Source organism: Streptomyces sp. CA-249302, from assembly GCF_050936785.1.
In the GTDB taxonomy this organism is placed as follows: Bacteria; Actinomycetota; Actinomycetes; order Streptomycetales; family Streptomycetaceae; genus Streptomyces.
The window spans coordinates 7400097-7422299 of record NZ_JBNJMG010000001.1; the positions used below are offsets into that span (position 1 = coordinate 7400097).

Consider the following 22203-nt stretch of genomic DNA (forward strand, 5'->3'; position numbering starts at 1 on the left):
CGGCTGTCTTTATACGTCCCGCCGGTCCAGCAGGGCCACGGCCCCCGCGAAGGCCGCCGCCGTCACGCCCAGCGCGATCCACAGCGGGTCCCAGCCGGTCGGGCCGGAGTCGCTGAGGGAGTTGGAGTAGAAGACGCTCATCTGGTTCGGGATCGAGTACTCGAACAGGGCCTGGCGTACGCCGTCCAGCGCCTCCGAGAACATGAACAGCGCGATCACCAGCGGGGCCAGCACGACGCCGATCATGATGGTGATGGCGCCCGCGGAGTGCCGGATGACCGAGCCGATCAGCAGCGAGAGCAGGCCGAGCAGCGCGATGTAGAAGGAGATGCCGAGGGTGCCCTTCAGCCACTCGCCGGTGGACGGCTGCCGGGCGCTGCTCAGCAGGGAGACGTCGGCGAGGGCGACGAGCAGGACGGAGGCGAAGGTGACGGTGAACGCCACCGCGAAGAACACGATCGCCTTCGCCGCGAGCACGCGGCCGCGGGTCGGGCAGGCGGTCATCGTGGTCCGGATCATGCCGGTGCCGTACTCGGAGGCCGTGGTCAGCACGCCGAGCGTGATGATGCAGATGCTGCCGAGCAGCAGCCCGAACACACCGAAGGACAGCGGGTTCTCGCCCTGAAGGCTGGCGTCCGACTCGTTGGCGGCGATCAGCGCGGCGACCAGCAGCCCGATGCCGACGACGAGCAGCACGAACACCCCGAGCGTCCACATCGTGGAGCGCACCGACCGGATCTTGGTCCACTCCGAGGAGATGGCATGCCCGAGATGCGTGCGCACGACGGGAATCGGCGAGGTGTAACCGCCGGAATACGCCGAACCCTGCCACTCGGGTACGGCGGCCTGCGGCATCGGGGGCTGCGGGGTACTCATCGGACGTCCTCGGGCTTGTTCAGGTCGGCGGGGGCGGCGGGCGGCGCAGTGACGGCAGCCGGCGGATCGGCCGGCGCCGGAGCAGCCGGCGCGGCCGGGGTCTGCGGCGCCGACTGCGGGGCGGCGGCAGGCGCGCGATCCGCGGGTGCCTGCGCGGCGGCGGGCGGCTGGGCCGGCGCGGCGGGCGCCGCCGGAGACGCGGGCGCGGGACCGGCCGGCGCGGACGCGGGAGCCGGCTGGGCGGTTGCCGGCGCGGCCATGGGTGCCGGGGTCGCCGGGGCCTGGCCCTGCGGGGTCTGAGGCGGCTGAGGTGCCGTCTGGGCGTACGGGTTGGGCTGGCCCGCCCCTGGGGCTCCCGGGGCGCCCGGGGCGCCGTACGGGCCCGCCGGGGGCTGTCCGGGGGCGCCGTAGAAGCCCGGGCCTCCCGGCTGTCCCTGGGGCATCGCGAAGGGCTGGCCGCCCTGTTGGGGGCCCGGTGGGGCGTACCAGCCGGGCTGGCCCTGGCCGGGGACCGGCATGGGGGGCTGGGCGCCGGGCGGCAGGGGCTGCATGAGGCCGGCCTTCTGGTCGACCGTCGAGCGGAAGTCGACGGCGCCCTGCGTCATCCGCATGTACGCCTCCTCCAGCGAGGCCTGATGCGGCGACAGCTCCCACAGGCGTACGTCGGCGTCGTGCGCGATGTCGCTGATGCGGGGGAGCGGCAGCCCCGTGACCCGCAGCCCGCCGTCCTGCTCCGGCAGCACATGTCCGCCCGCCTCGGTCAGCGCGGACGTCAGCTTCTCGCGCAGCTGCGGCTCGGTGTCCGGCGTACGCACGCGCGCGAAGTCCGCGGAGTTCGCCGAGATGAAGTCCTTCACGCTCATGTCGGACAGCAGCTGCCCGCGCCCGATCACGATGAGGTGGTCGGCGGTCAGCGCCATCTCGCTCATCAGGTGCGAGGAGACGAAGACGGTACGGCCCTCGGAGGCGAGCGCCTTCATCAGGTTGCGGACCCAGAGGATGCCCTCCGGGTCGAGGCCGTTGACCGGCTCGTCGAAGAGCAGCACCTGGGGGTCGCCGAGCAGCGCCGCCGCGATGCCGAGCCGCTGTCCCATGCCGAGCGAGAAGCCCTTGGACCGCCGCTTCGCCACGTCCTGCAGCCCGACCACGCCGAGCACCTCGTCGACCCGGCGGGCCGGGATCCCGGACAGCTGGGCCAGGCAGAGCAGGTGGCTGCGGGCGGAGCGGCCGCCGTGCACGGCCTTGGCGTCGAGCAGCGCGCCCACCTGGCGGGGGGCGTTCGGCAGCTTCCGGTACGGGTAGCCGCCGATCGTCACCTGCCCCGACGTGGGGTTGTCCAGCCCCAGGATCATCCGCATCGTCGTCGACTTGCCGGAACCGTTGGGCCCCAGGAAGCCGGTGACCGCACCGGGACGCACCTGGAACGAAAGGTTGTACACAGCGGTCTTGTCGCCGTACCGCTTGGTCAGGCCGACAGCCTCGATCATGCTCCGCACCCATCGAAAGGTTCAGGACAGCGGGGCGCACGCCCCCGTAAGGGTTAGGAGGATATCGAGGCGCTGACGGTTCCGCTCAAGAGCAAGTAAAAGGTGGCGCTCCGCTCGCCGTTTCCTCACGCGTCCCGTCGCTTCAGCAGCACGTACCCGCCGGCCAGCGCCACGACCACCCACAGCACCATGATCCCCAGCCCGCCCCAGGGCCCGTACGGGGTGTCGTCGTCGATCGGGGTGACCACCTGCATGATCCTGCTGCCGGCCTGGTCGGGCAGGTACTGGCCGATCTTCTTCGTCGCCGACACGTTGCCGAGGATGTTGGAGACCAGGAAGAAGAACGGCATCAGGATGCCCAGCGACAGCATCGGCGAGCGCAGCATCACGGCGACGCCCATCGAGAACACCGCGATGAGGGTCATGTAGAGGCCGCCGCCGATGACCGCGCGCAGCACGTGCGGGTCGCCGATCTCCGCCTTGTGCGAGCCGAGCATGGCCTGCCCGAGGAAGAAGGCGACGAAGCTGGTGGCGAGGCCGACCACGAGCGCGAGCCCGGTGGCCACCGCGATCTTGCTGAACAGGAAGGTGCCGCGCTGCGGTACGGCGGCCAGCGAGGTGCGGATCATGCCGGTGCTGTACTCGTTGGAGACGACCAGCACCCCGAACACGATCATCGCGAGCTGCCCGAGGCTCATCCCGGCGAAGCTGATGAAGGTCGGGTCGAAGGAGAGCTTGTCCTTCGCGCTCATGTCGTCGAACCCGTGCTTGGTCAGCGCTGCGATCAGCATGCCGAGGGCGATCGTGACGACCGCGGCGAGGGTGAGCGTCCACACGGTCGAGGCCACCGACCGGATCTTGGTCCACTCGGACCGTACGACCTGGATCGCCGCCATGCTCAGCTCCTGTTCCAGCCGTCGCCCCACTGCTGCCTGGGCGCGGGGGGTGTGTCGTGGGGCGCGTCCGTGTGCGCGTGGTACTCGACCGACTCGGCGGTCAGCTGCATGAACGCCTCCTCCAGGGAGGCCTGCTGGGGGCTCAGCTCGTGCAGCACGATCTGGTGCTGGGCGGCCAGCTCGCCGATCCGCTCGGCCTTGCCGCCGTCCACCTCCAGGGCCCCGCTGCCGGACTCGACGACGGTGACCCCGGCCTCGTGCAGCACGTCGAGCAGTCGCTCGCGCTGCGGGGTGCGGATCCGGACGTACGACCGCGAGTTCTGCTCGATGAAGTCGGCCATGGACGTGTCGGCGAGCAGCCGCCCCTGTCCGATGACGACCAGGTGGTCGGCGGTCAGCGCCATCTCGCTCATGAGGTGGGAGGAGACGAAGACGGTACGGCCCTGGGCCGCGAGGGACTTCATCAGGTTGCGGATCCAGTGGATGCCCTCGGGGTCGAGGCCGTTGACGGGCTCGTCGAACATCAGGATCCGTGGGTCGCCGAGCAGCGCGCCGGCGATCCCGAGCCGCTGCCCCATCCCCAGCGAGAACCCCTTGGCCTTCTTCTTCGCGACCGCGGTGAGTCCCACGGTGTCGAGCACCTCGGCCACCCGGCTCTTCGGGATGCCGTTGCTCTGGGCGAGACAGAGAAGGTGGTTGTAGGCGCTGCGGCCGCCGTGCATCGCCTTGGCGTCCAGCAGGGCGCCGATGTACTTCAGCGGGTCCTTGAGGTGGTCGTAGTGCTTGCCGTCGATACGGACGTCACCCGTCGTCGGCCGGTCGAGGCCGAGCAGCATCCGCATGGTCGTCGACTTGCCGGCGCCGTTGGGTCCGAGGAACCCGGTGACGATGCCGGGTCTGACGGTGAAGGTGAGGTTGTTGACCGCCACCTTCTCGCCGTACCGCTTGGTCAGCCCCGCCAGCTCAATCATGCGGCCACGCTAAGACGCCGGTTGGGCCGCTGCCACCCGGACGGGCAAACAGAGGCCGACGCCGGCGGCAACAACGGTGAACGCCGTCGTCCAGGCGAAGGTGTGCGCGAAGGCCGTGTCCGTGCCGCCGCCGTACTGGAGGAGGACGGCGAGCACGGCGGTGCCGAAGGAGCCGCCGAGCTGCTGGAGGATACGGGTGGCGGAACTGGCGTGCGGGACGTCCGCGGGGTCGAGATCCCGGAAGGCGCCGACCAGCAGGGCCAGGTTGGCCGCGCTCATGCCGAAGCCGCGGACCAGGAGGGCGGCGCCGAGGAGGTAGGCGTTCTCGGCGCCGGCGGCGAAGGGGAGCGTACCGAGGGCGGTCAGCAGCAGGCCGGCCACCGTGACCGGGCGGGGGCTGATGCGGTCGGCGAGCGAGCCGGTGGTGCGGGCCAGCAGCGCGCCGACGCCCTGCGGTACGAGCAGCAGCCCGGCGTCGATCACGCTCTCGTGCCGTGTTTGCTGGTAGTAGAGCGGCAGCAGGAACATCCCGCCGAACAGGGTCAGCCCGCCCGTGAAGGTCAGTGCCGAGGCCACGCCGAACGACCGCACCCGGAACAGCCGTAGATCGACCAGGGGTTGCGGGACGCGCAGGGCGCGCACGACGAAGGCGGCGGTCAGCAGGGCCCCGGCCGTCATCGGCACCAGCACGCGCGCGTGCCCGAAGCCGCCCTCGTCGCCGACCTGGGCGAGACCGTAGATCAGCGCGGCGAGCCCGGGGGAGAGGAGCGCGAGGCCGGCCAGGTCGAGACGGGCGGCCGGCCTGCCCTCGTCCCTGGGTATGCCCCGCAGCGCGAGCGCGATGGCGAGCAGACAGATCGGCAGGTTGACGTAGAAGATCCAGTGCCAGCTGAGGTGGGCGACGATCAGGCCGCCGAGGACGGGCCCCAGGATCGGACCCAGGACGGCCGGAAGGGACACGACGGCCATGAGCCGGCCCAGCTGCTCCCGGCCCGCCGCGCGGATGACCAGCGTCTGCAGCACCGGCAGCATCAGCCCGCCGCCGACGCCCTGCACCACCCGGAAGGCGATCAGCGACTCGATGTCCCGGGCGAGCCCGCACAGCAGCGAACCGGCCAGGAAGAGCGTCAGTGCGCCCAGCCAGACCTGCCGGGCCCCGAACCGCTCGGCGGCCCAGCCGCTGACCGGCACGACCATCGCCAGGGCCAGCAGATAGGCGGTGCTGACCCACTGCACGGTCGCGGTGGAGGCGTCCAGGTCGTGGCCGAGGGTGTGGATCGCGATCGACACGATCGTGCTGTCCAGCAGCGGCGCGAGCGCGCCGAGGACGAGGATTCCGGCCAGTTTGAGGACGGCGGGGTCGAGGTGGGTCTTGGTCATGGCACTCCCTTGGAGACGGTGCGTCTCTTAAGGGCAGGGTAGGGTTTCGTTGATAGGAGACGCAAGGTCTCTTACTGGGAGGTGTGCGTGCCGGCGGAGAGCAGGCGGCGACGGGGCGCGGCTTTGGAGTCCGACCTCCTGGAGGCCGCGTGGGAGGAGCTGGCCGAGGTCGGCTATGCCCGGCTCACCATGGAAGGTGTCGCCGCCCGGGCCCGGACCGGCAAACAGGTCCTCTACCGGCGCTGGCGCAACCGCGCGGAGCTGGTGGTGGCGGCCCTGCGGCAGCGGCAGGGGTCGAACGCGGACCGGGTGCCGGACACCGGGGCGCTGCGCGAGGACGTACTGGCCCTGCTGCGGCTGATGGCGGAGCGGCAGCGGGAGATCGGTCAGGACGTCGTCCACGGTGTGCTGGCGGAGATCGGCCCGCAGCGCGTCGAGGTCTTCGACATCATGCGTGACGTGATGACGACCCTGCTCGAACGGGCCGCCGCACGGGGCGAGATCCCCACGGCGGACATCTCGCCGCGGATCATGACCCTGCCGACCGACCTCGTTCGCAACGAGATCGTGATGCGCAGCGAGCCGCTGACGGAAGCAACGCTCGTGGAGATCGTCGACGAGGTGTTCCTGCCGCTCGTCAGCAGCAGGGCATGACGAAGGCCCGCACCTTCGGGGGAGACGGCACGGGCCTCGGTCGTACTACTGGTTACCGGGACTGCTGAGCCGGAACCCCACGGGAGATGGGCTCGTCGTCGGCCGGAGTGCCCGCTGCGGCCACCGCGGCGCCCGTGAGCGTCGCGAGCATCTCGCGGACGTTCGTCAGCTGGGCGTTGATGCTGTCGCGGCGGTTGGTGAGGGCGGCCAGCTCGCGCTCGGATTCCGAACGGATCCGGTCGGCCTTGGCGTTCGCGTCGGCCACGATGTCCTCGGCCTGGCGCTGAGCGGTCTCCACCGTCTGGCGGGCGCGGCGCTCGGCGTCGGTGCGCAGCTTCTCGGCCTCCAGGCGGAGCTGCTCCGCGCGGTGCTCGATCTCGGCGAGGCGCTTCTCGGCCTTGGCCTGACGGGACGCCAGGTCGCGCTCCGACTGCTCGCGGCGCTTGGCGAGGTTCGTCTCGAAGTCCGCGGCGGCCTGGGCGGCCTTGGCGCGGGTCTCCTCGAAGAGGGCGTCGGCCTCCTCGCGCTTCGACTGCGCGTCCTTCTGGGCCTCGGAACGCAGCTGAGAGGCGTCGCTCTTGGCCTTCTCGACGATCCGGACGCCCTCGTCCTCGGCCTTGGCCTTGCGCTCCGCAGCGAACGATTCTGCGTCGTTACGGACCTGCTGGGCCGCGGACTCCGCGAGCTCGCGGTGCTGCTCGGCCGCGCGGCGGGCCTCCTCGCGCAGATCCTTGGCCTCCTCCTCGGCGAGGCGGAGGATCTTCTCGACACGCGCGCCGAGGCCGGCGTACGACGGCTCGGCGTCGCTCACCTGAGCCTGGGCGTTCTGCGTCTCGAGGTGGAGCTCCTCGATGCGCTTTTCCAGAGCGGTGATGCGGGCGAGAGCGCTGTCACGGTCGGAGACGAGCTTCGAAATGCGTTCGTCCACCTGAGCGCGGTCGTACCCACGCCGCACAAGCTCGAAGCCGTAGGGGGAAGTGTCGCTCATGGGGTTCCTGTCAAATGAGACCGGTGAGGTGATAGGGGGAATCCTAGGGGCCGAAGCGGTGTGTCATCGAGCGGATACGTGTTTGATCTGGAGAATGACACCCCTTTTGAGTGGCTAACCCTTGGACGGCTTGCCAAAAACTTGGTCAAAGGCCCCAGAAGCCACCGGACTTGACCTGTCGACTAACTGTCCGACGGCTTACCCGAACGAGGGGCGCCGACCGCGGCGCCCGCCTTGACGCCACCGTCCTTGCCCGCCGACGGGGCCTCAAAGGATTCCAACGCTTCCAGGACGTCCTGGACACGGGAGATCTCGGCGTTGATGTCCTCGCGCCGGCGCACCAGGATCTCCAGCTCGCGCTTTCCTTCCTCGACCGTCGCCTTGGCCTCGCGGATCGCCTCGGCCCTCAGCTCCTCGGCCTCCCGCACGAGAGCCGCCTTCTTCTGCTCGGCCTCCTTCAGGAGACCCTCGGCCTTCTTCACCGCGGCGATCCGGACCTTGCCCGCCTCGGAGTTCGCCTCCGAGACCAGCTCCTTGGCCTTCGCCTGAGCCTTGCCCAACTGCTCCTCGGCGGCCTTGATGAGCGCGTCGCAGCGGTCGCCCGCCGACTTCATCGTCTCGGCCGACTCACGGCGGGCCCGCTCGTGCAGCGCCTCGATCTCGCCCGTGATCCGGTCGCGCAGCTCCTCCGAGCGCTCCCTTATCGCGGTGGCGTCCCGGCGCGCGCCGACCAGCAGCTCGTCCGCGTCCGTACGGGCCTTCTCCACCCGGGAGTTGCCCTCGACCGTCGCCTCCGACACCAGCCGGTCGGCCTCCTTGCGGGCCGCGCCCACCATGGTGTCGGCCCGCCCCTCCGCCTCGGCGGTGGTCTTGTGGGCCTGCTGCTGCGCCTCGGTGAGCAGCTTGTCGGCCTCGGCCGTGGTCTCGTTGATGAGCGTGTCGACCTGCTCGGCCACGTCCTGGCGCCGCTTCGCCGCGTCCTTGCGGGCCTCGTCCAGCGTGCGCTCGGACTCCTCGCGCGCGGAGTTGACCAGCCGCTCGGACTCCGCGGCCGCCTCGGCCTTGACCCGCTCCGACTCGCTCCGGACCCGCTCGGCGTGCAGTTGTGCCGCCCCGACCGTCGACGCGGCCTCGGCGCGCAGCCGCTCCGCGTCCCCGGAGGCGTCGGCGATGAGCTTCTCGGCCTTGGCGACCGCCTCGGCCCGCACCCGCTCGGCCTCGGCCACCGTCTCGGTGCGCAGCCGGTCGGTGTCCCGGACCGTCTCCGTGGTGAGCCGCTCGGCTTCGCTGCGTGCCTCGGTGATGAGGGTGTCGGCCTGTGTCGCCGCGTCCGAACGGATGCGGTTGGCGTCCTCGCGGGCGTCCGCCCGGGTGCGCGCGGCGGCCTGGTCGGCCTCCGCGATCGCGTCCGAGGCCTCGGTGCGCACCCGCTGGGCGTGCTCGGACGCGTCCGACCGCAGCCGCTCCGCCTCCGCGATCGCCTCCGAAACGGTGCGCTCCGCAAGCGCCTTGGCGGCGTCCGTCTCCTCGGCCGCCTCGCGCCGGATGCGCCCCGCGTCCTCGCTGGCCCGCTCCCGCTCCGAGTACGCGTCGGCGCGGACCCGGTCCGACTCCTCCTGCGCCTCGCGCCGGGTGCGGTCGGCCGCGTGCTCGGCGGCGTTGCGCAGCCCGGTGATCTCCTCCTGGGCCTGCTCGTGCAGCCCCGACACGGAGTCCCGTACCTGCTGGGCGTGCTGCTCGGCGCCCGACACCATCTCGTTCGCGTGCCGGTCGGCCTCCTCGACCAGCCGGACCGCCTCGGCCTGGGCCTCCTCGACGCGGTTGCGCGCCGAGGCCAGCAGTTCCTCGCTCTGCTCGCGGGCCCGCTCGCGCTCCTGGTCGGCCTCGGTCCGGGCGCTGCCGAGGGTCTCCTCGGCCTCGCGGCGGCGCCGGGTGGCCTCCTCCTGGGCGGCGGCCAGCGTCTCGGACGCCTCCGTGCCGAGCCGCTCGGCGGCGGCCTGCGCCTCCGCCCGTACCCGGTCCGCGGTGTCCTGCGCCTCCGACTTCAGCCGCTCGGCCTCGGCCGCGGCCTCCGACCTCAGGCGTACGGCGACGGCCTCGCCCTCGGCGCGGGAGGCCGACGCGTCCGACGCGGCCTCGTTGCGCAGCCGGTCGGCCTCCGCCTCGGCCTGCTGCTGGAGCGTACGGATCCGCTCGGCGGCCTCCGCGCGCAGCCGTTCCGTCTCCTCGGCGGCCTCGCGGCGGATCCGCGCGGCCTCCTCACGGGCGTCGGCCAGCGCCTGCTCGGCACCGGCCAGCCGCTCCTCGGCCTCGGTGTGCAGCCGGGTCAGCTCGTCGGAGGCCTCCACGCGCCGGGCCTCTATGGCCCGCTCGGTCTCCTCGTGCAGCTCCCGGGCGGCCCGCTCGGCGTCGGCCTTGATGCCCTCGGCCTGCTCGACGACCTCCTCGCGGTGCCGCTCGGCCTCCTGGCGGGTGCGCTGGAGGGTCTCCTCGGCCTGCCGGCGCAGTGTGGTCGCCCGCTCGATGGCCTCCGTACGGACCTTCTCGCTGTCCGAGGTGGCCTTCTGGCGCAGTTCGTCGGCGTCCTGCCGGGCCTTGGCGAGCAGTTCCTCGGCGGTCTTGGCCGCCTCCTCGATCTGGAGGACGGCCTCCTTGCGGGCCTCCGCGCGGATCTTCTCGCCCTCGGCGACCGCGTCGGCCCGCAGCTGCTCGGCCTCGCCGCGCAGCCGGCGTGCCTCCTCCTGGAGCTCGACCGTCTTGGCGCGGTACTCCTTGGTGTCGTCCTTCGCCGAGCCCTTGAGCTGTTCGGCGATGTCGTGCGCCTCGCCGCGCAGCCGGTCGGCCTCGGCCTCCGCCTCGCGGCGGATCCGCTCGGCCTCCTCGCCGGCCGCCTTGGTGGTGTTCTGCGCGTCCTCCTGCGCCTTGTTGAGGACGTCCTCGGCGGTCTTGGCCGCCTTCGACAGCTGGGTCGCGCTCTCCTCGGCGGTGATCGTGCGGGCCTTCTCGGCGGCCTCCGCGACGATCCGCTCGGCCTCCGTGCGGGCGTCCGCGACGACCTGCTCGGCGTCCGACTTGGTGGACTCGGCCTCCTTGGTGGCCTCCTCGACCAGCCGGGCGACCTGCTCCTTCGCCGTGCGGGTGCGCTGCTCGTTGGTCGACTCGGCGCTCGCGAGGGCCTTCTCGGCCGCCGCCGTCGCCTCGGTGACCAGCTTGTCGGCCTCGGCCTGCGCCTTGCGCAGCGCCTCCTCGGCATCCGCCATGCGCTGCTCGGCGCCGCGGCTCATCTCCTGCGCCTGACGGCGCGCGGAGTCCGACTCCGTCGCGGTGGAACTGCGCAGCTGCTCCGCGTGGTCGGTGGCCTCCTGGGCCTGCGAGGACGCGGCGTTCAGCAGCCGCTCGGCGTCCGTGCGGGCCCGCAGCAGCAGCTGCTCGGCCTCCGCGCGGGCCGTCTCGGCGTCCGCCTCCAGCCGCTGCCGGGCCTCGCTCGCGACCCGCTCGGCCTCCGCGCGGGCGGCGGCCATGGCCTGGTCGGCCTCGGCCCGCGACTCGTCGAGGAGCCGGCGCGCCTGCGACTCGCTGCGGGCGCGCAGCTGTTCGGCCCACGCCACGTTCTCGTTGACGTGCGACTCGACGGTCTGCCGGCGCTCCGCGAGCTCCTGGTCCAGCTGCTGGCGACGGGTGACCGCCTCCTGGTGCAGCTCCGCCTGGAGCCGCGCCGCGTTCTCCGCGTGCTCCTGGAGGATGCGCTGGGTCTGCGCCCGCACCTGGCTCAGCTCGCGCTCGGCGTCCTGCCGCAACTGGTCGGCCTGGATCTGCGCGTTCCGCAGCAACTGCTCGGCCTGGTAACCGATGTCGCCGCCGGCGAAATCGGGCCGGGACATGAGGGTGCGGCGCGCCTCGTGCAGCTTGGCGCGCAGCACCTCGACCTGGTAGCCGAGGTCCTCGGCGTGCTGAATCGCCTTCTCACGCTCGGTCTTCAGCCGATCCATCTCGGCCTCGAACCGAGAGAGGTGGTCGACGTCAGCCGCCGGCTCTCGCTCCTGGCGTTCGTAGCCCCGCACTGCGCGGTCCCATCCGTCCCCTGGTCGCAGGTCTGCCCATACGAGCTCCGTCCTCCGCCGAACGGGGCCCCCGGGGAATGGTGTCAGATCAACGGCGGAGCATGGGCTGCTGCCCCGACGCTCGTCCCCCGAAACCCGGACCCCGGCTTGCGATCACCCCCCAAAGAGCGGCGACCGCCCCCAACCCTACCGGCCCATATGTACGAGGGTCAGTGCTCAGGTGACTCAACAGGCGCCGAAGTGACCAGTTCTGTCAGTACGCCGTGGCAATCCTTGGGGTGCAGGAAGGTGATTCGTGACCCCATGGAGCCGCGTCGCGGCTCTTCGTACAGAACGCGTACGCCCTTGTCCTTGATGTCGGCCGCGTCCGCATCCACATCCGCCGTACCGAAAGCGATGTGGTGGACGCCCTCCCCGTTCTTGTCCAGCCACTTCGCGACCGTCGAGTCCGGCCGGGTCGGCTCCAGGAGCTGCAGGTACGAGGCGCCGCCGTCGGACGTATCGTTGATCTTGAGCATGGCCTCGCGGACGCCCTGCTCCTCGTTGACCTCGGAGTGGAACACCTCGAAGCCGTAGGTGGCCCGATAGAACTCGACGGTCTTGTCGAGGTCGAAACAGGCGATTCCGATGTGGTCGATTCGCGTCAGCATGCTGTTAGTGCAGCGCTCCGGAGGTGGTTGCGCAACGTGCGAGCGATCACACCGACGGCCCGGTGACGGCACGGAGTGCCACTCAGTACATTCGAGGTAAACCCTCGTTCACTCCTCGGCAGTGCAGCCGGAAGGGGATCGCAGCGCATGTCTGGATCGAACAGCACGACCTCGGTGATCGTCGCGGGCGCTCGTACGCCCATGGGACGGCTGCTGGGCTCCCTCAAGTCCTTCTCCGGAGCCGACCTCGGCGGCTTCGCGATCAAGGCCGCCCTCGACCGTGCGGGGATCGGTGGCGACCAGGTGCAGTACGTCATCATGGGCCAGGTCCTCCAGGCCGGCGCGGGCCAGATCCCGGCCCGCCAGGCCGCCGTCAAGGGCGGCATCCCGATGAACGTCCCGGCGCTCACCATCAACAAGGTGTGCCTCTCCGGCCTCGACGCCATCGCGCTGGCCGACCAGCTGATCCGCGCCGGCGAGTTCGACGTGGTCGTGGCCGGCGGCCAGGAGTCCATGACCAACGCCCCCCACCTGCTGCCGAAGTCCCGCGAGGGCTTCAAGTACGGGGCGATCGAGATGCTCGACGCGATGGCGTACGACGGTCTGACCGACCCGTGGGAGAACATCCCGATGGGCCAGTCGACCGAGACGCACAACACCCGCCTGGGCATCCTCCGCCCCGAGCAGGACGAGATCGCCGCGCTCTCCCACCAGCGCGCCGCGGCCGCCCAGAAGAACGGCGTCTTCGAGGCCGAGATCACCCCGATCGAGATCCCGCAGCGCAAGGGCGAGCCGGTCGTCTTCAGCAAGGACGAGGGCATCCGCGCCGACACCACGGCGGAGTCGCTCGGCAAGCTGCGCCCGGCCTTCACCAAGGACGGCACGATCACGGCCGGCACCAGCTCGCAGATCTCGGACGGTGCGGCGGCCGTGGTCGTGATGAGCAAGGCCAAGGCGCAGGAGCTGGGCCTGGAGTGGATCGCCGAGATCGGCGCGCACGGCAATGTCGCGGGCCCGGACAACAGCCTCCAGTCGCAGCCGTCCAACGCGATCCTGCACGCCCTCAAGAAGGAGGGCCTGGAGGTCGAGGACCTCGACCTCATCGAGATCAACGAGGCCTTCGCCGCGGTCGCGGTCCAGTCAATCAAGGACCTCGGGGTGTCCACGGAAAGGGTGAACGTCAACGGTGGCGCCATCGCCCTGGGCCACCCGATCGGCATGTCCGGCGCCCGTCTCGTCCTGCACCTGGCCCTTGAGCTGAAGCGCAGGGGCGGCGGCGTGGGTGCGGCGGCCCTGTGTGGCGGTGGCGGTCAGGGTGACGCGCTGATCGTTCGGGTATCCAAGGCCTGAGCCTTCCGCGCGTCGATCTCGGAACGGAGCTGTGATGCAGGACGTCTCCACGCTCGTCGCCCAGGCGAGGGAGGGCCGGCCGCGGGCCGTGGCCCGGCTGATCTCCCTGGTGGAGGGGGCGTCCCCACAGCTCCGTGAGGTCATGGCGGCACTGGCCCCGCTGACCGGCAACGCGTACGTGGTCGGTCTGACGGGCTCTCCGGGTGTCGGCAAGTCGACGTCCACGTCCGCCTTGGTCACGGCGTACCGCAAGCAGGGCAGGCGGGTCGGCGTCCTGGCCGTCGACCCGTCCTCCCCCTTCTCCGGCGGCGCCCTGCTCGGCGACCGCGTCCGCATGTCGGAGCACTCCTCCGACCCCGGCGTCTACATCCGCTCGATGGCGACCCGAGGCCACCTCGGCGGCCTCGCCTGGTCCGCCCCGCAGGCGATCCGAGTCCTGGACGCGGCGGGCTGCGAGGTGGTCCTGGTCGAGACGGTGGGCGTGGGCCAGTCGGAGGTGGAGATCGCCTCCCAGGCCGACACCTCGGTCGTCCTGCTGGCCCCCGGCATGGGCGACGGCATCCAGGCGGCGAAGGCGGGGATCCTCGAGATCGGCGATGTCTACGTCGTCAACAAGGCGGACCGGGACGGCGCCGACTCCACCGCCCGCGAACTGAACCACATGCTGGGTCTTGGCGAGTCCCGCAGGCCCGGCGACTGGCGGCCGCCGATCGTCAAGACGGTCGCCTCCCGCGCCGAGGGGATCGACGAGGTCGTCGAGGCGCTGGAGAAGCACCGGGCGTGGATGGAGGAGCACGGCGTCCTGGCCGAGCGCCGCCTGGCCCGCGCGTCCCGCGAGGTCGAGACGATCGCCGTCACGGCCCTGCGCGAACGCATCGGCGACCTGCACGGCGACCGCCGCCTCAGCGCACTGGCCGAGCGGATCGTGGGCGGCGACCTGGACCCTTACCGGGCGGCGGACGAGCTGGTGGCGGGGCTGACGCAGGCCTGAAGCCGCGCCGGTTGCCCGGCGCCGTCCAGGTCCCCCAGGAGATCCCTAGGGGCGCCCGCGCTGCCCGCGCAGATGCTCCGCGATGGGCTTCAGGGCCTTGTCGAGTTCCGACAGGGCCTCGGGGGACAGCAGATCGATGAAGTGCCTCCGCACGGACGCCACATGATGCGGCGAGACCTTCTTCATCGTCTCCATGCCGTGCTCGGTCAGGACCGCGTACAGACCGCGCCGGTCGGACTCGCAGTTCTCGCGCCTGACCAGGTTCGCGTTCTCCATGCGGGTGATCTGGTGGGAGAGGCGGCTCTTGGACTGGAGGGTGGCGGACGCGAGGTCGCTCATCCGCATCCGCACCTCCTCCGACTCGGAGAGGTTCACCAGGATCTCGTAGTCGTTCATTGTCAGGCCGAACGGCTGGAGGTCCCTCTCGAGCTGGTACGTCAACAGCCTGTTGACCTCCAGGTGGGTGCGCCAGGCGCACTGCTCCGCATCGGTCAGCCAGCGGGTGGCCGTCTCGGTCTCCATGAATGAAGTCTACCTAAGAAGTTGAAAGGCGAACTAGTGAGGGATTTTCCGTGACGGCGCGCACACGTTCGACGTCACACTCCGCAGACTACCGCTCACAGCCCGAAGCGACGCTGGAGGTCCCCCAGCTGTCCGGGAAGGCGCGGTGTGCCCGTTTGCTGTGCGGGGCCTGTGTGAGCCCCGCCGCCGGGCACGCCGGCCTGCTGCGGAACGGCCCCCGTGGCCTGCTCGGCCATGAGGGTCTCGGACGACTGGAGCAGGACCGTTCCGGCTCCGACGAACTCGAACTGGTGCTCCTCCCCGGAGGCCCCGCCGAGACCCGTCATCGCACGTAGACCGCCCATCAGGCCCGTCATGTACCCGTGGTCGTAGTGATGGCAGGGCGACGGGCAGTCGGCCCAGCCGACAAGCGCCTGCGGGTCCACCCGGATCGGGGGTTCCATGAACACCACCGGCCCGTTAGATGCAGCCACGAACTTTCCGGTTCCGATCAGCGTCAGAAATCCCGGCACGATCGACTGCTTGAGCGCGAGACTTGGCTGAAAAGCGAGCAGATTGCCCGAGCGAATGGTCAGGTTGCCGTCTTCGAGGTCGTACGAATTGACGTCGAAGGCCCGGTCGGCGAGGAGCATCTTGCCCGAGCCCTCCGCCACCACCCAGTCGCTCGCGTGCAGTGGCGAATGAAAGGACGTACGGACAAGACGGTCGAGTCGCCCGTGCCCGATGCCGTTGAACTCCATCGAGCCGTAGTAGGCGATCATCTTCCCCTTCTGCAGGAACCACTGGCTCCCCTTGAGCTCCACGCAGAAGGTGTACTTGTTCACGTTGTCGTCGACGGGCAGCGTCATGGGGTCGAAGACCGTCGGCCCGCCCGGAGTTCCGTACCCGCCGCTCACAGCTTCTCCTCCGAGGCCTGGACGTAGACCGTGCCGCTGCCGCTGAGCTCCAGCTGGAAGGCCTCGCCGGAGCCGCGGCCCACCATGTCGCGCCAGCCGAGCGCGGTCGACAGCTTGTTGCGTACGTCGCCGTGGTGGGCGACGTACGCCTGCGGGTCGACGTGCACGGACCGCCCGGGGGTGATCGGGACCTCGAAGACGCCACCATGGGCCATCACGGCGACCGAGCCATGGCCCTGGAGGGTGGTCGTGAACAGACCCTGCCCGGTGACCTGGCCGCGCACCATGCCCATGACCCCGCCCTGCGAGCCCATGAACATCGTCCCCTGCTGGAGCGTGCCCTCGAAGGCGAGCAGCCGGTCCGCCTCGACGTAAAGCGTGTCCCCGGTGAGGTTGATGACCTGGACGTGGTGGCCGCCGTGCCCGAACAGGACCGTGCCGCTTCCCTCGACGCTCATCAGGGGCGTCGCCTCGCCCGCGACCCGGCGGCCGATCATCGACATGACCCCGCCCTGGCCGCCCTGCATGTTGGGCGTGAAGGACACCTCGCCCTTGTAGGCGAGCATCGCGCCGCGCTGGCTGTACCACCGCTGACCGGGCAGGACCGTCGCCTCGACCATCTTGGAGTTGATCTCGCGCAGTGCCATGTCACACATCACCCGCGATCGTGTTCCGCTCGCTCGGCTGTACGTACACCAGCCCGTCCCCCTCGAAGCGGATCTGGAAGGCCTCGCCGCCGCCCTCCCCGAGGAAGGTGCGGAAGGTCACACCGGACTGGAAGGACTGCCGCAGATTCCCCTGGTGCGCGATGTAGGCGCCGGGGTCGACGGTCAGCGGATACTGCGCGCTCACCCGCAACACCACCGCCGGCCCGTCCGACATGATCGCGGCCTGACCGTGCCCCTCGACGGTCGTCGTGAACAGCCCGTTGCCCTGCGAGGCCCCGCGCAGGCCGGTGAAGGTCGTGCCGGTCCGCAGCCCCGCGTCGGTCGCGAGCAGGTTGCTCGACTCCACGTACAGCTTGTCCCCCTGGAGACTCACGAGGTTGATCTCGGAGGCCCGGTCCGCGAACCAGCAGGTCCCCTGCCCCCTCACCTCCATCACGGTCATCTGCTCGCCGGTGATCCGCCGCGTCACCATCCGACGCAGTCCCTCACCCCCACCGCTCAGCTTCTTGAACGCCATCTGACCGTCGTACGCGACCATCGAGCCGTTCTTCGCCTTCACGGCGTCCCCGGTCATGTCGACGGCGAGCACCTTGCTGCCTTGAAGTCGGAACATCGCCACGCTGCGAAGGTAGCCGCCGGGCGGGTGGGCCGAACAGGGCCCGTGGGTGGAGAGGGACCCTGACCGCACCCTTAGGTGGACTGTTTGTCACAATGGGCGAACGCTTGTGCTTCCGTTCACAAAGAGCGACCTGTCTCCCACCGAAGGTGACCCGTGGACCTCAAGACCGCCACCGCCCTCCGCCGCCTCCGACTCGTCTCGGCCCCCGAGGCGGTGTCCTTCCTCCTCCTCCTGGTCTGCTCCGTACTGAAGCGGACCACGGACTTCAACGCGGTGCCGGTGATGGGCATGGTCCACGGCGTCCTGTTCATCCTGTACGTGATCTTCTGGGCCGACGCCTGGAACCGCACCAAGTGGAACCCGAGGACCGCCGCCTTCTACTTCATCCTCTCCGTCCTGCCCACCGGCGGCTTCTTCGCCGAGCGCAAGCTCAAGCGGGCCGCCGAGGACGAGGTCATCGCCTCCCGCGCCCGTAAGGAAGGGGTGGTGAACGCATGATCGTCGCCTTCTCCGTGACTCCCCTCGGGGTCGGCGAGGACGTGGGGGAGTACGTCGCCGACGCCGTCCGCGTAGTCCGCGAGTCCGGCCTGCCCAACCGCACCGACGCGATGTTCACCAGCGTCGAGGGCGAGTGGGACCAGGTCATGGACGTAGTCAAGCGCGCCGTCGCCGCCGTCGAGGCCCGGGCGCCCCGCGTGTCCTTGGTCCTCAAGGCGGACATCCGCCCCGGCGTGACCGACGGACTCACCTCGAAGGTGGAGACGGTGGAGCGGCACCTCGCCGAGTAGTCGGTTGCCGGCCCGAAAGGCGAACCCCGGCCCGAAAGACGAACAACCCCGGCCCGCGCGGGCCGGGGTTTTCTCGTCCCACCTGTTTGAGCACTCGCTCAAACAGGTGTACCTTCTCCTCCAGGCCGTTTGAGCATTCGCTCAAATCGTTGCTCGACAATGATGCTGACCTGGGGGAATCGCATGGGGCACACCAAGCCCGGGCTCTACATTGAGGCGCGCATCCGCGCCGACCTCGACGACCTCTGGCACCGCACCCAGGAGCCCTCCCTCCACCACCGTTGGGACCTCCGCTTCACCGAGATCACGTACCTCCCGCGCACGGAGGACGGACCGCAGCGCTTCCGCTACGCCACGCGCGTGCTGCCCTTCCTCACCATCGCCGGCACCGGCGTCTCGGCGGGGGAGCGGGAACGCCCCGACGGCACCCGCACCTCCGCCCTCCGCTTCTCCTCCCCGCACCCCCTCTCCCTCCTCGCCGAGGGCAGCGGCTACTGGCGCTACGTCCCCGACGGCGACGGCGTCCGCTTCCTCACCGGCTACGACTACCGCCCCCGCTGGGGCGCGTTCGGCGCCTTCGCCGACCGACTGCTCTTCCGCCCGCTGATGGGCTGGGCAACAGCCTGGTCCTTCGACCGCCTGCGGCTATGGCTGGAGCGCGGCATCACCCCCGACCGGGCCCTGCGCAACTGGCTGGCCGAACTCCTGGTCCGCACCCTCGTGATCACCGCCGGCTGCACCGGCTTCGGCGAGGAGAGCCTGCTGAGCCTCTTCGGCCCACTCGCCGCGCCGATGGCGTACCTCTGGCCCCTCCTCCTGGTGGTCGCCGTCTCGCTGGCCCTGTTCAAGGCACCCCTGCCCTGCACCCCCGCCGCCCGCCGCTGCCTGCGCACGCCACCCACCCGCGTGCGCGCCCCCCGCCTGCTGCGCACCCTGGAGAACCCGCGATGACCTCGATCTTCCGCACCGTGATGGGCGCCGACTTCGACCGCCTCCACCCCCACCTGCAGCGCCGCTTCTCGGTCGGCCTGACGAGCGGCGAGGCATGCACCGGCCGGGGCGTGATGGACCGCATCTGGCACGGCGGCCCCTTCGTGAAGCCGTTCCTCGCCCTCGGCGCCACCCGCAACATCCTCATCCCGAGACCGGGCCGCCAGGTCCCCTTCGTCATTGAGAACGTCCCGTACACGGACACCTACGGCCGTGAGACGGTGAGCTTCGTGCGCACCTTCGACCTGCCCGGCCGCCCCCGCCGCTTCGACGCCCAGATGGTGCTGAGCCCCAAGGGCGACCGAATCCTCGACTACCTGGGCACCCACCAGCACCTGGCCAGCGACCTGCACTTCAGCGCCGAGACCGACGGCTCGCTGCTGATCCGCTCCGGCGAACACCGTTTCCGCGAGGGCATGGTGGACGCCCGCGTCCCCGAACTGATCGGCGCCACAGCCGAGGTACGCGAGTCGTACGACGACAGATCGGCCTGCTTCCGCATCCAAGTCCAGGTGACGAACCGGTACTTCGGCCCGCTCTTCGGCTACGAGGGTTCCTTCGAGGCGACGTACACGGACATCCGCACCTGCGGCGTGCGCCGCGGCCTACGCCCCGTCCGCGAGGAGTCGCGCGCGTGAGCCCCGAGACCGCCAAGTCACTGGAGACGAAGACCAAGCTCCTCCAGGGCGCCCTGCGCACGCTCACCGAGCAGGGCATCGCGAAGACCTCGGCCCGTTCCATCGCGGCGACGGCCGGGGTCAACCAGGCCCTGGTCTTCTACCACTTCGGCTCGGTGGACGAACTCCTCGCGGCGGCCTGCCGATACGGCACCGAGCAGCGCGTCGAGCGCTACCGGGACCGACTCGACCGCATCGGCTCACTCACCGAACTCCTCACGTTCGGCCGGGAGATGCACGAGGAAGAGAAGGCCGCAGGCCATGTGGCCGTCCTGGGCCAACTCCTCGCCGGCGCGCAGACGAACCCCCCACTCGCCCCCGCCACCGCCGCCGGGCTCGACACCTGGATCGCGGAGATCGAGAAGGTCCTCACCCGCGTGCTGGCCCAGACCCCCTTCGGCGAGTTCGCCGACCCCACCGGCCTGGCCCGCGCGGTGGCCGCGTCCTTCGTGGGCATCGAGCTGTACGAGGGCGTCGACCAGGCCGGCGCGACCGCGGCCCTGGACGCGCTGGAGCAACTGGGCGCCCTGGTGGCCGCCCTGGAGGACCTGGGCCCCGTGGCCCAACGGGCGGTCCGCCACCACCTGCGCCGCACGACGCGCCGCTGAGGGCCGCGGGCCACCAAGCGCCCGCACCCGCGTACGGCGAGAAGGGGACGGGGCGGGGGTGTCCGCCCGCAGCGGTTGGCGCGTCAACACCGTCCCCCATCCGACCAACCGATTCCGCGCCGTTCCGAGGACGGACACCCCCGCCCCGGCCCCGACCCCCCACCGAACCGCAGGCGCTACACGAGCCCCCACCGAACCCGCACAGGCGCCGCAGGCATCCCACCACCACCGTCGGCGGAACCGCCCACCCACCTGGACGCGCCCGGTTCGACACGCCCACAAATCTCCACTTGTGTGTGCTTATCGGCCTTGATCGCCGATCATTCCTCACCTCTTGGAGGGCGCTGTGCGGCCGGAGGGCTACGACTACGACACCCACAGCAGGCTGGCCGGACCGCTCACCGAGCCGTCCGCCGACCCGTACCGGGTGCAGTACACCTCGCTCCTCTCCAGCGAGCCCCACCGAATACGCGCGATCCTCCTGATGGGCCTGGCGCCGGTGCTCACGGCCGCCCTGCTCGTCTACCTCGTCTGGCCAACCCACTGGGTGGAGCGCGAGGGCGGCGACGAGTGGATGGTCGGCCTGGACATCGCGATGCTCATAGCCATCGGCCTCATCGAGCTGTTCATGGTCGTCAACGTCGCCTCGGTCGCCCACGCCACCCTGGTCGCCCGCGACCCCGTCCCGGTCGTCCCGGAACCCGGCACCCGCGTCGCCTTCCTCACGACGTACGTCCCGGGCAAGGAACCCCTGGCCATGGTCCGCGCCACCCTCGAAGGCGCCGTGCGGATCACCCACACCGGCCCGCTGGACGTCTGGCTCCTCGACGAGGGCGACGACGAGCAGGCCAAGGCGCTCTGCGCCGAACTGGGCGTACGCCACTTCACCCGGCACGGCGTCCCCGAGTGGAACCGCCCCAAGGGCGTCCACAAGGCCCGTACCAAACACGGGAACTACAACGCCTGGATCGCCATGCACGGCGGCGAGTACGAGTTCTTCGCCTCCGTCGACACCGACCACGTCCCGCTCCCCAACTTCCTGGAGCGGATGATGGGTTACTTCCGGGACCCGGACGTCGCCTTCGTCGTCGGCCCGCAGGTGTACGGCAACTACCACAACCCCGTCACCAAGGCCGCCGAGTCCCAGCAGTTCCTCTTCCACGCCCTGATCCAAAGAGCCGGCAACCGCTACCGCTCACCCATGTTCGTCGGCACCAACAACGTCGTACGCATCTCGGCCGTGAAACAGATCGGCGGCCTCTACGACTCCATCACCGAGGACATGGCCACCGGCTTCGAGTTGCACCGGCACCGCAACCCGCAGACCCGCCACCACTGGCGGTCCGTCTACACACCGGACGTACTGGCCGTGGGCGAGGGCCCCGCGTCTTGGACCGACTTCTTCACCCAGCAGATGCGCTGGTCGCGCGGCACCTACGAGACGTTGCTCAAGCAGTACTGGAAGGCGCCGTTCACGATGCCTCCCGGGCGGCTGTTCTCGTACACCCTGATGCTCGTCTACTACCCGATGACGGCGGTCAACTGGCTCCTCGGCATCCTCAGCTGCGTCCTGTTCCTCTGGTTCGGCGCGTCCGGCACCCAGGTGGCGGCCTCGGTCTGGCTGATGCTCTACAGCGACGCGGCGGCGCTCCAGATCGGCCTCTACCTCTGGAACCGCAGGCACAACGTCTCCCCGCACGAACCCGAGGGCTCCGGCGGCCTCGCCGGCATGGCGATGTCGGCCCTCTCCGCCCCCATCTACCTCAAGTCCTTCGGCGAGGCCCTGATCCGCCGGCCCTCCCGCTTCGTCGTCACCCCCAAGGGCGCCGACGCCAGCCCCGACCGGCTGCTCACCTTCCGTATCCACATCTTCTGGGCGATCCTCCTGGCGACCTCCCTGGCCGCCTCGGTCGTCCTCGACCACACCCACGCGGCCATGCGCACCTGGGCGGTCCTGGCCATGGCGATAGCCCTGGCACCGGTCGGGGTGTGGTGCTCCACACAGCTCAAGGAGCGACGGGAGCGGCAGGCACCGCACCGCGCCCCACGAACCGTCGACGGCGCGGAACCCGCCCTGGCCACCAGCGGTGCCGGCTCCCCGGTCTCCGGCTCCACGACAGGAGGCAACTGA

General features: G+C 70.6%; 21 protein-coding genes. 9 read left to right on the top strand and 12 right to left on the bottom strand.

Annotated elements, in window-relative coordinates; all coding sequences use genetic code 11:
- Nucleotides 1-9 precede the first annotated feature (9 nt).
- The 5 genes from ACQEWB_RS33675 to ACQEWB_RS33695 form a co-directional block, all read right to left on the bottom strand.
- A complete protein-coding gene (locus ACQEWB_RS33675) occupies nt 10-876 on the bottom strand; it encodes an ABC transporter permease (RefSeq protein ID WP_432837704.1) in 867 nt (288 codons plus the stop codon).
- Nucleotides 873-2363, bottom strand: a complete 1491-nt coding sequence (locus tag ACQEWB_RS33680; protein WP_432837706.1) for an ABC transporter ATP-binding protein — start codon at nt 2361-2363, stop codon at nt 873-875. Before ACQEWB_RS33680 ends, ACQEWB_RS33675 begins: the two co-directional genes overlap by 4 nt.
- 125 nt (nt 2364-2488) lie before the next feature.
- Nucleotides 2489-3259: an ABC transporter permease gene (locus ACQEWB_RS33685; protein WP_432837708.1), complete on the bottom strand. Its 771-nt coding sequence runs from the start codon at nt 3257-3259 to the stop codon at nt 2489-2491.
- A gap of 2 nt (nt 3260-3261) precedes the next feature.
- Nucleotides 3262-4230, bottom strand: a complete 969-nt coding sequence (locus ACQEWB_RS33690; RefSeq protein ID WP_432837710.1) for an ABC transporter ATP-binding protein — start codon at nt 4228-4230, stop codon at nt 3262-3264.
- Between the two features lie 9 nt (nt 4231-4239).
- On the bottom strand, nt 4240-5610 hold the full coding sequence (locus ACQEWB_RS33695) for a DHA2 family efflux MFS transporter permease subunit (RefSeq protein ID WP_432837712.1): 1371 nt from the start codon (nt 5608-5610) through the stop codon (nt 4240-4242).
- Between the two features lie 123 nt (nt 5611-5733).
- On the opposite strand from ACQEWB_RS33695, the gene ACQEWB_RS33700 reads away from it, so the two are divergent.
- Nucleotides 5734-6264 (top strand): TetR/AcrR family transcriptional regulator, encoded by a 531-nt coding sequence (locus ACQEWB_RS33700; protein WP_432837714.1) that lies wholly within the window; start codon nt 5734-5736, stop codon nt 6262-6264.
- A 52-nt stretch (nt 6265-6316) separates the two neighbouring features.
- Here ACQEWB_RS33700 and ACQEWB_RS33705 read toward each other — a convergent pair whose 3' ends face one another.
- The 3 genes from ACQEWB_RS33705 to mce form a co-directional block, all read right to left on the bottom strand.
- Entirely contained in the window at nt 6317-7252 is a 936-nt protein-coding gene (locus tag ACQEWB_RS33705; protein ID WP_142142541.1) for a cellulose-binding protein, read from the bottom strand.
- 182 nt (nt 7253-7434) lie between these two features.
- Nucleotides 7435-11313, bottom strand: coding sequence for a polarized growth protein Scy (gene scy, locus ACQEWB_RS33710; RefSeq protein WP_432837717.1), 3879 nt, complete (start codon nt 11311-11313; stop codon nt 7435-7437).
- A 209-nt stretch (nt 11314-11522) separates the two neighbouring features.
- Nucleotides 11523-11963 (bottom strand): methylmalonyl-CoA epimerase, encoded by a 441-nt coding sequence (gene mce / locus ACQEWB_RS33715; RefSeq protein WP_126274402.1) that lies wholly within the window; start codon nt 11961-11963, stop codon nt 11523-11525.
- Nucleotides 11964-12110: 147 nt separating this feature from the next.
- On the opposite strand from mce, the gene ACQEWB_RS33720 reads away from it, so the two are divergent.
- Together ACQEWB_RS33720 and meaB are read left to right on the top strand one after the other, a co-directional pair.
- Complete coding sequence (locus ACQEWB_RS33720; RefSeq protein ID WP_432837720.1) at nt 12111-13313, top strand: acetyl-CoA C-acetyltransferase; 1203 nt, start codon at nt 12111-12113, stop codon at nt 13311-13313.
- Between the two features lie 34 nt (nt 13314-13347).
- Nucleotides 13348-14304 carry a methylmalonyl Co-A mutase-associated GTPase MeaB gene (meaB, locus tag ACQEWB_RS33725; RefSeq protein ID WP_432837722.1) on the top strand — a complete coding sequence of 319 codons (957 nt, stop codon included), beginning with the start codon at nt 13348-13350 and terminating at the stop codon, nt 14302-14304.
- 45 nt (nt 14305-14349) lie between these two features.
- Here meaB and ACQEWB_RS33730 read toward each other — a convergent pair whose 3' ends face one another.
- From ACQEWB_RS33730 to ACQEWB_RS33745, 4 genes are all read right to left on the bottom strand, one after another.
- On the bottom strand, nt 14350-14826 hold the full coding sequence (locus ACQEWB_RS33730) for a MarR family winged helix-turn-helix transcriptional regulator (RefSeq protein ID WP_432837724.1): 477 nt from the start codon (nt 14824-14826) through the stop codon (nt 14350-14352).
- 95 nt (nt 14827-14921) lie between these two features.
- Complete coding sequence (locus ACQEWB_RS33735; protein ID WP_432837727.1) at nt 14922-15674, bottom strand: AIM24 family protein; 753 nt, start codon at nt 15672-15674, stop codon at nt 14922-14924.
- A gap of 44 nt (nt 15675-15718) precedes the next feature.
- The gene (locus ACQEWB_RS33740; protein WP_432844157.1) at nt 15719-16369 is read right to left on the bottom strand and encodes an AIM24 family protein; all 651 of its coding nucleotides are present in this window, start codon (nt 16367-16369) and stop codon (nt 15719-15721) included.
- A 1-nt stretch (nt 16370) separates the two neighbouring features.
- Nucleotides 16371-17003 (bottom strand): AIM24 family protein, encoded by a 633-nt coding sequence (locus tag ACQEWB_RS33745; RefSeq protein ID WP_432844159.1) that lies wholly within the window; start codon nt 17001-17003, stop codon nt 16371-16373.
- Nucleotides 17004-17162: 159 nt separating this feature from the next.
- Between ACQEWB_RS33745 and ACQEWB_RS33750 the strand changes: the two genes are divergently transcribed.
- The 6 genes from ACQEWB_RS33750 (at nt 17163) to ACQEWB_RS33775 (ending at nt 22203) form a co-directional block, all read left to right on the top strand.
- A complete protein-coding gene (locus tag ACQEWB_RS33750; RefSeq protein ID WP_432837729.1) occupies nt 17163-17507 on the top strand; it encodes a DUF3817 domain-containing protein in 345 nt (114 codons plus the stop codon).
- A complete protein-coding gene (locus tag ACQEWB_RS33755) occupies nt 17504-17797 on the top strand; it encodes an MTH1187 family thiamine-binding protein (protein ID WP_432837731.1) in 294 nt (97 codons plus the stop codon). The genes ACQEWB_RS33750 and ACQEWB_RS33755 overlap by 4 nt, the downstream gene beginning before the upstream one ends.
- A gap of 183 nt (nt 17798-17980) precedes the next feature.
- Nucleotides 17981-18748, top strand: coding sequence for a hypothetical protein (locus tag ACQEWB_RS33760; protein WP_432837733.1), 768 nt, complete (start codon nt 17981-17983; stop codon nt 18746-18748).
- Entirely contained in the window at nt 18745-19425 is a 681-nt protein-coding gene (locus ACQEWB_RS33765; RefSeq protein WP_432837735.1) for a DUF4166 domain-containing protein, read from the top strand. The genes ACQEWB_RS33760 and ACQEWB_RS33765 overlap by 4 nt, the downstream gene beginning before the upstream one ends.
- A complete protein-coding gene (locus ACQEWB_RS33770; protein ID WP_432837737.1) occupies nt 19422-20072 on the top strand; it encodes a TetR/AcrR family transcriptional regulator in 651 nt (216 codons plus the stop codon). Before ACQEWB_RS33765 ends, ACQEWB_RS33770 begins: the two co-directional genes overlap by 4 nt.
- 346 nt (nt 20073-20418) lie before the next feature.
- Nucleotides 20419-22203: a glycosyltransferase family 2 protein gene (locus tag ACQEWB_RS33775; protein WP_432844161.1), complete on the top strand. Its 1785-nt coding sequence runs from the start codon at nt 20419-20421 to the stop codon at nt 22201-22203.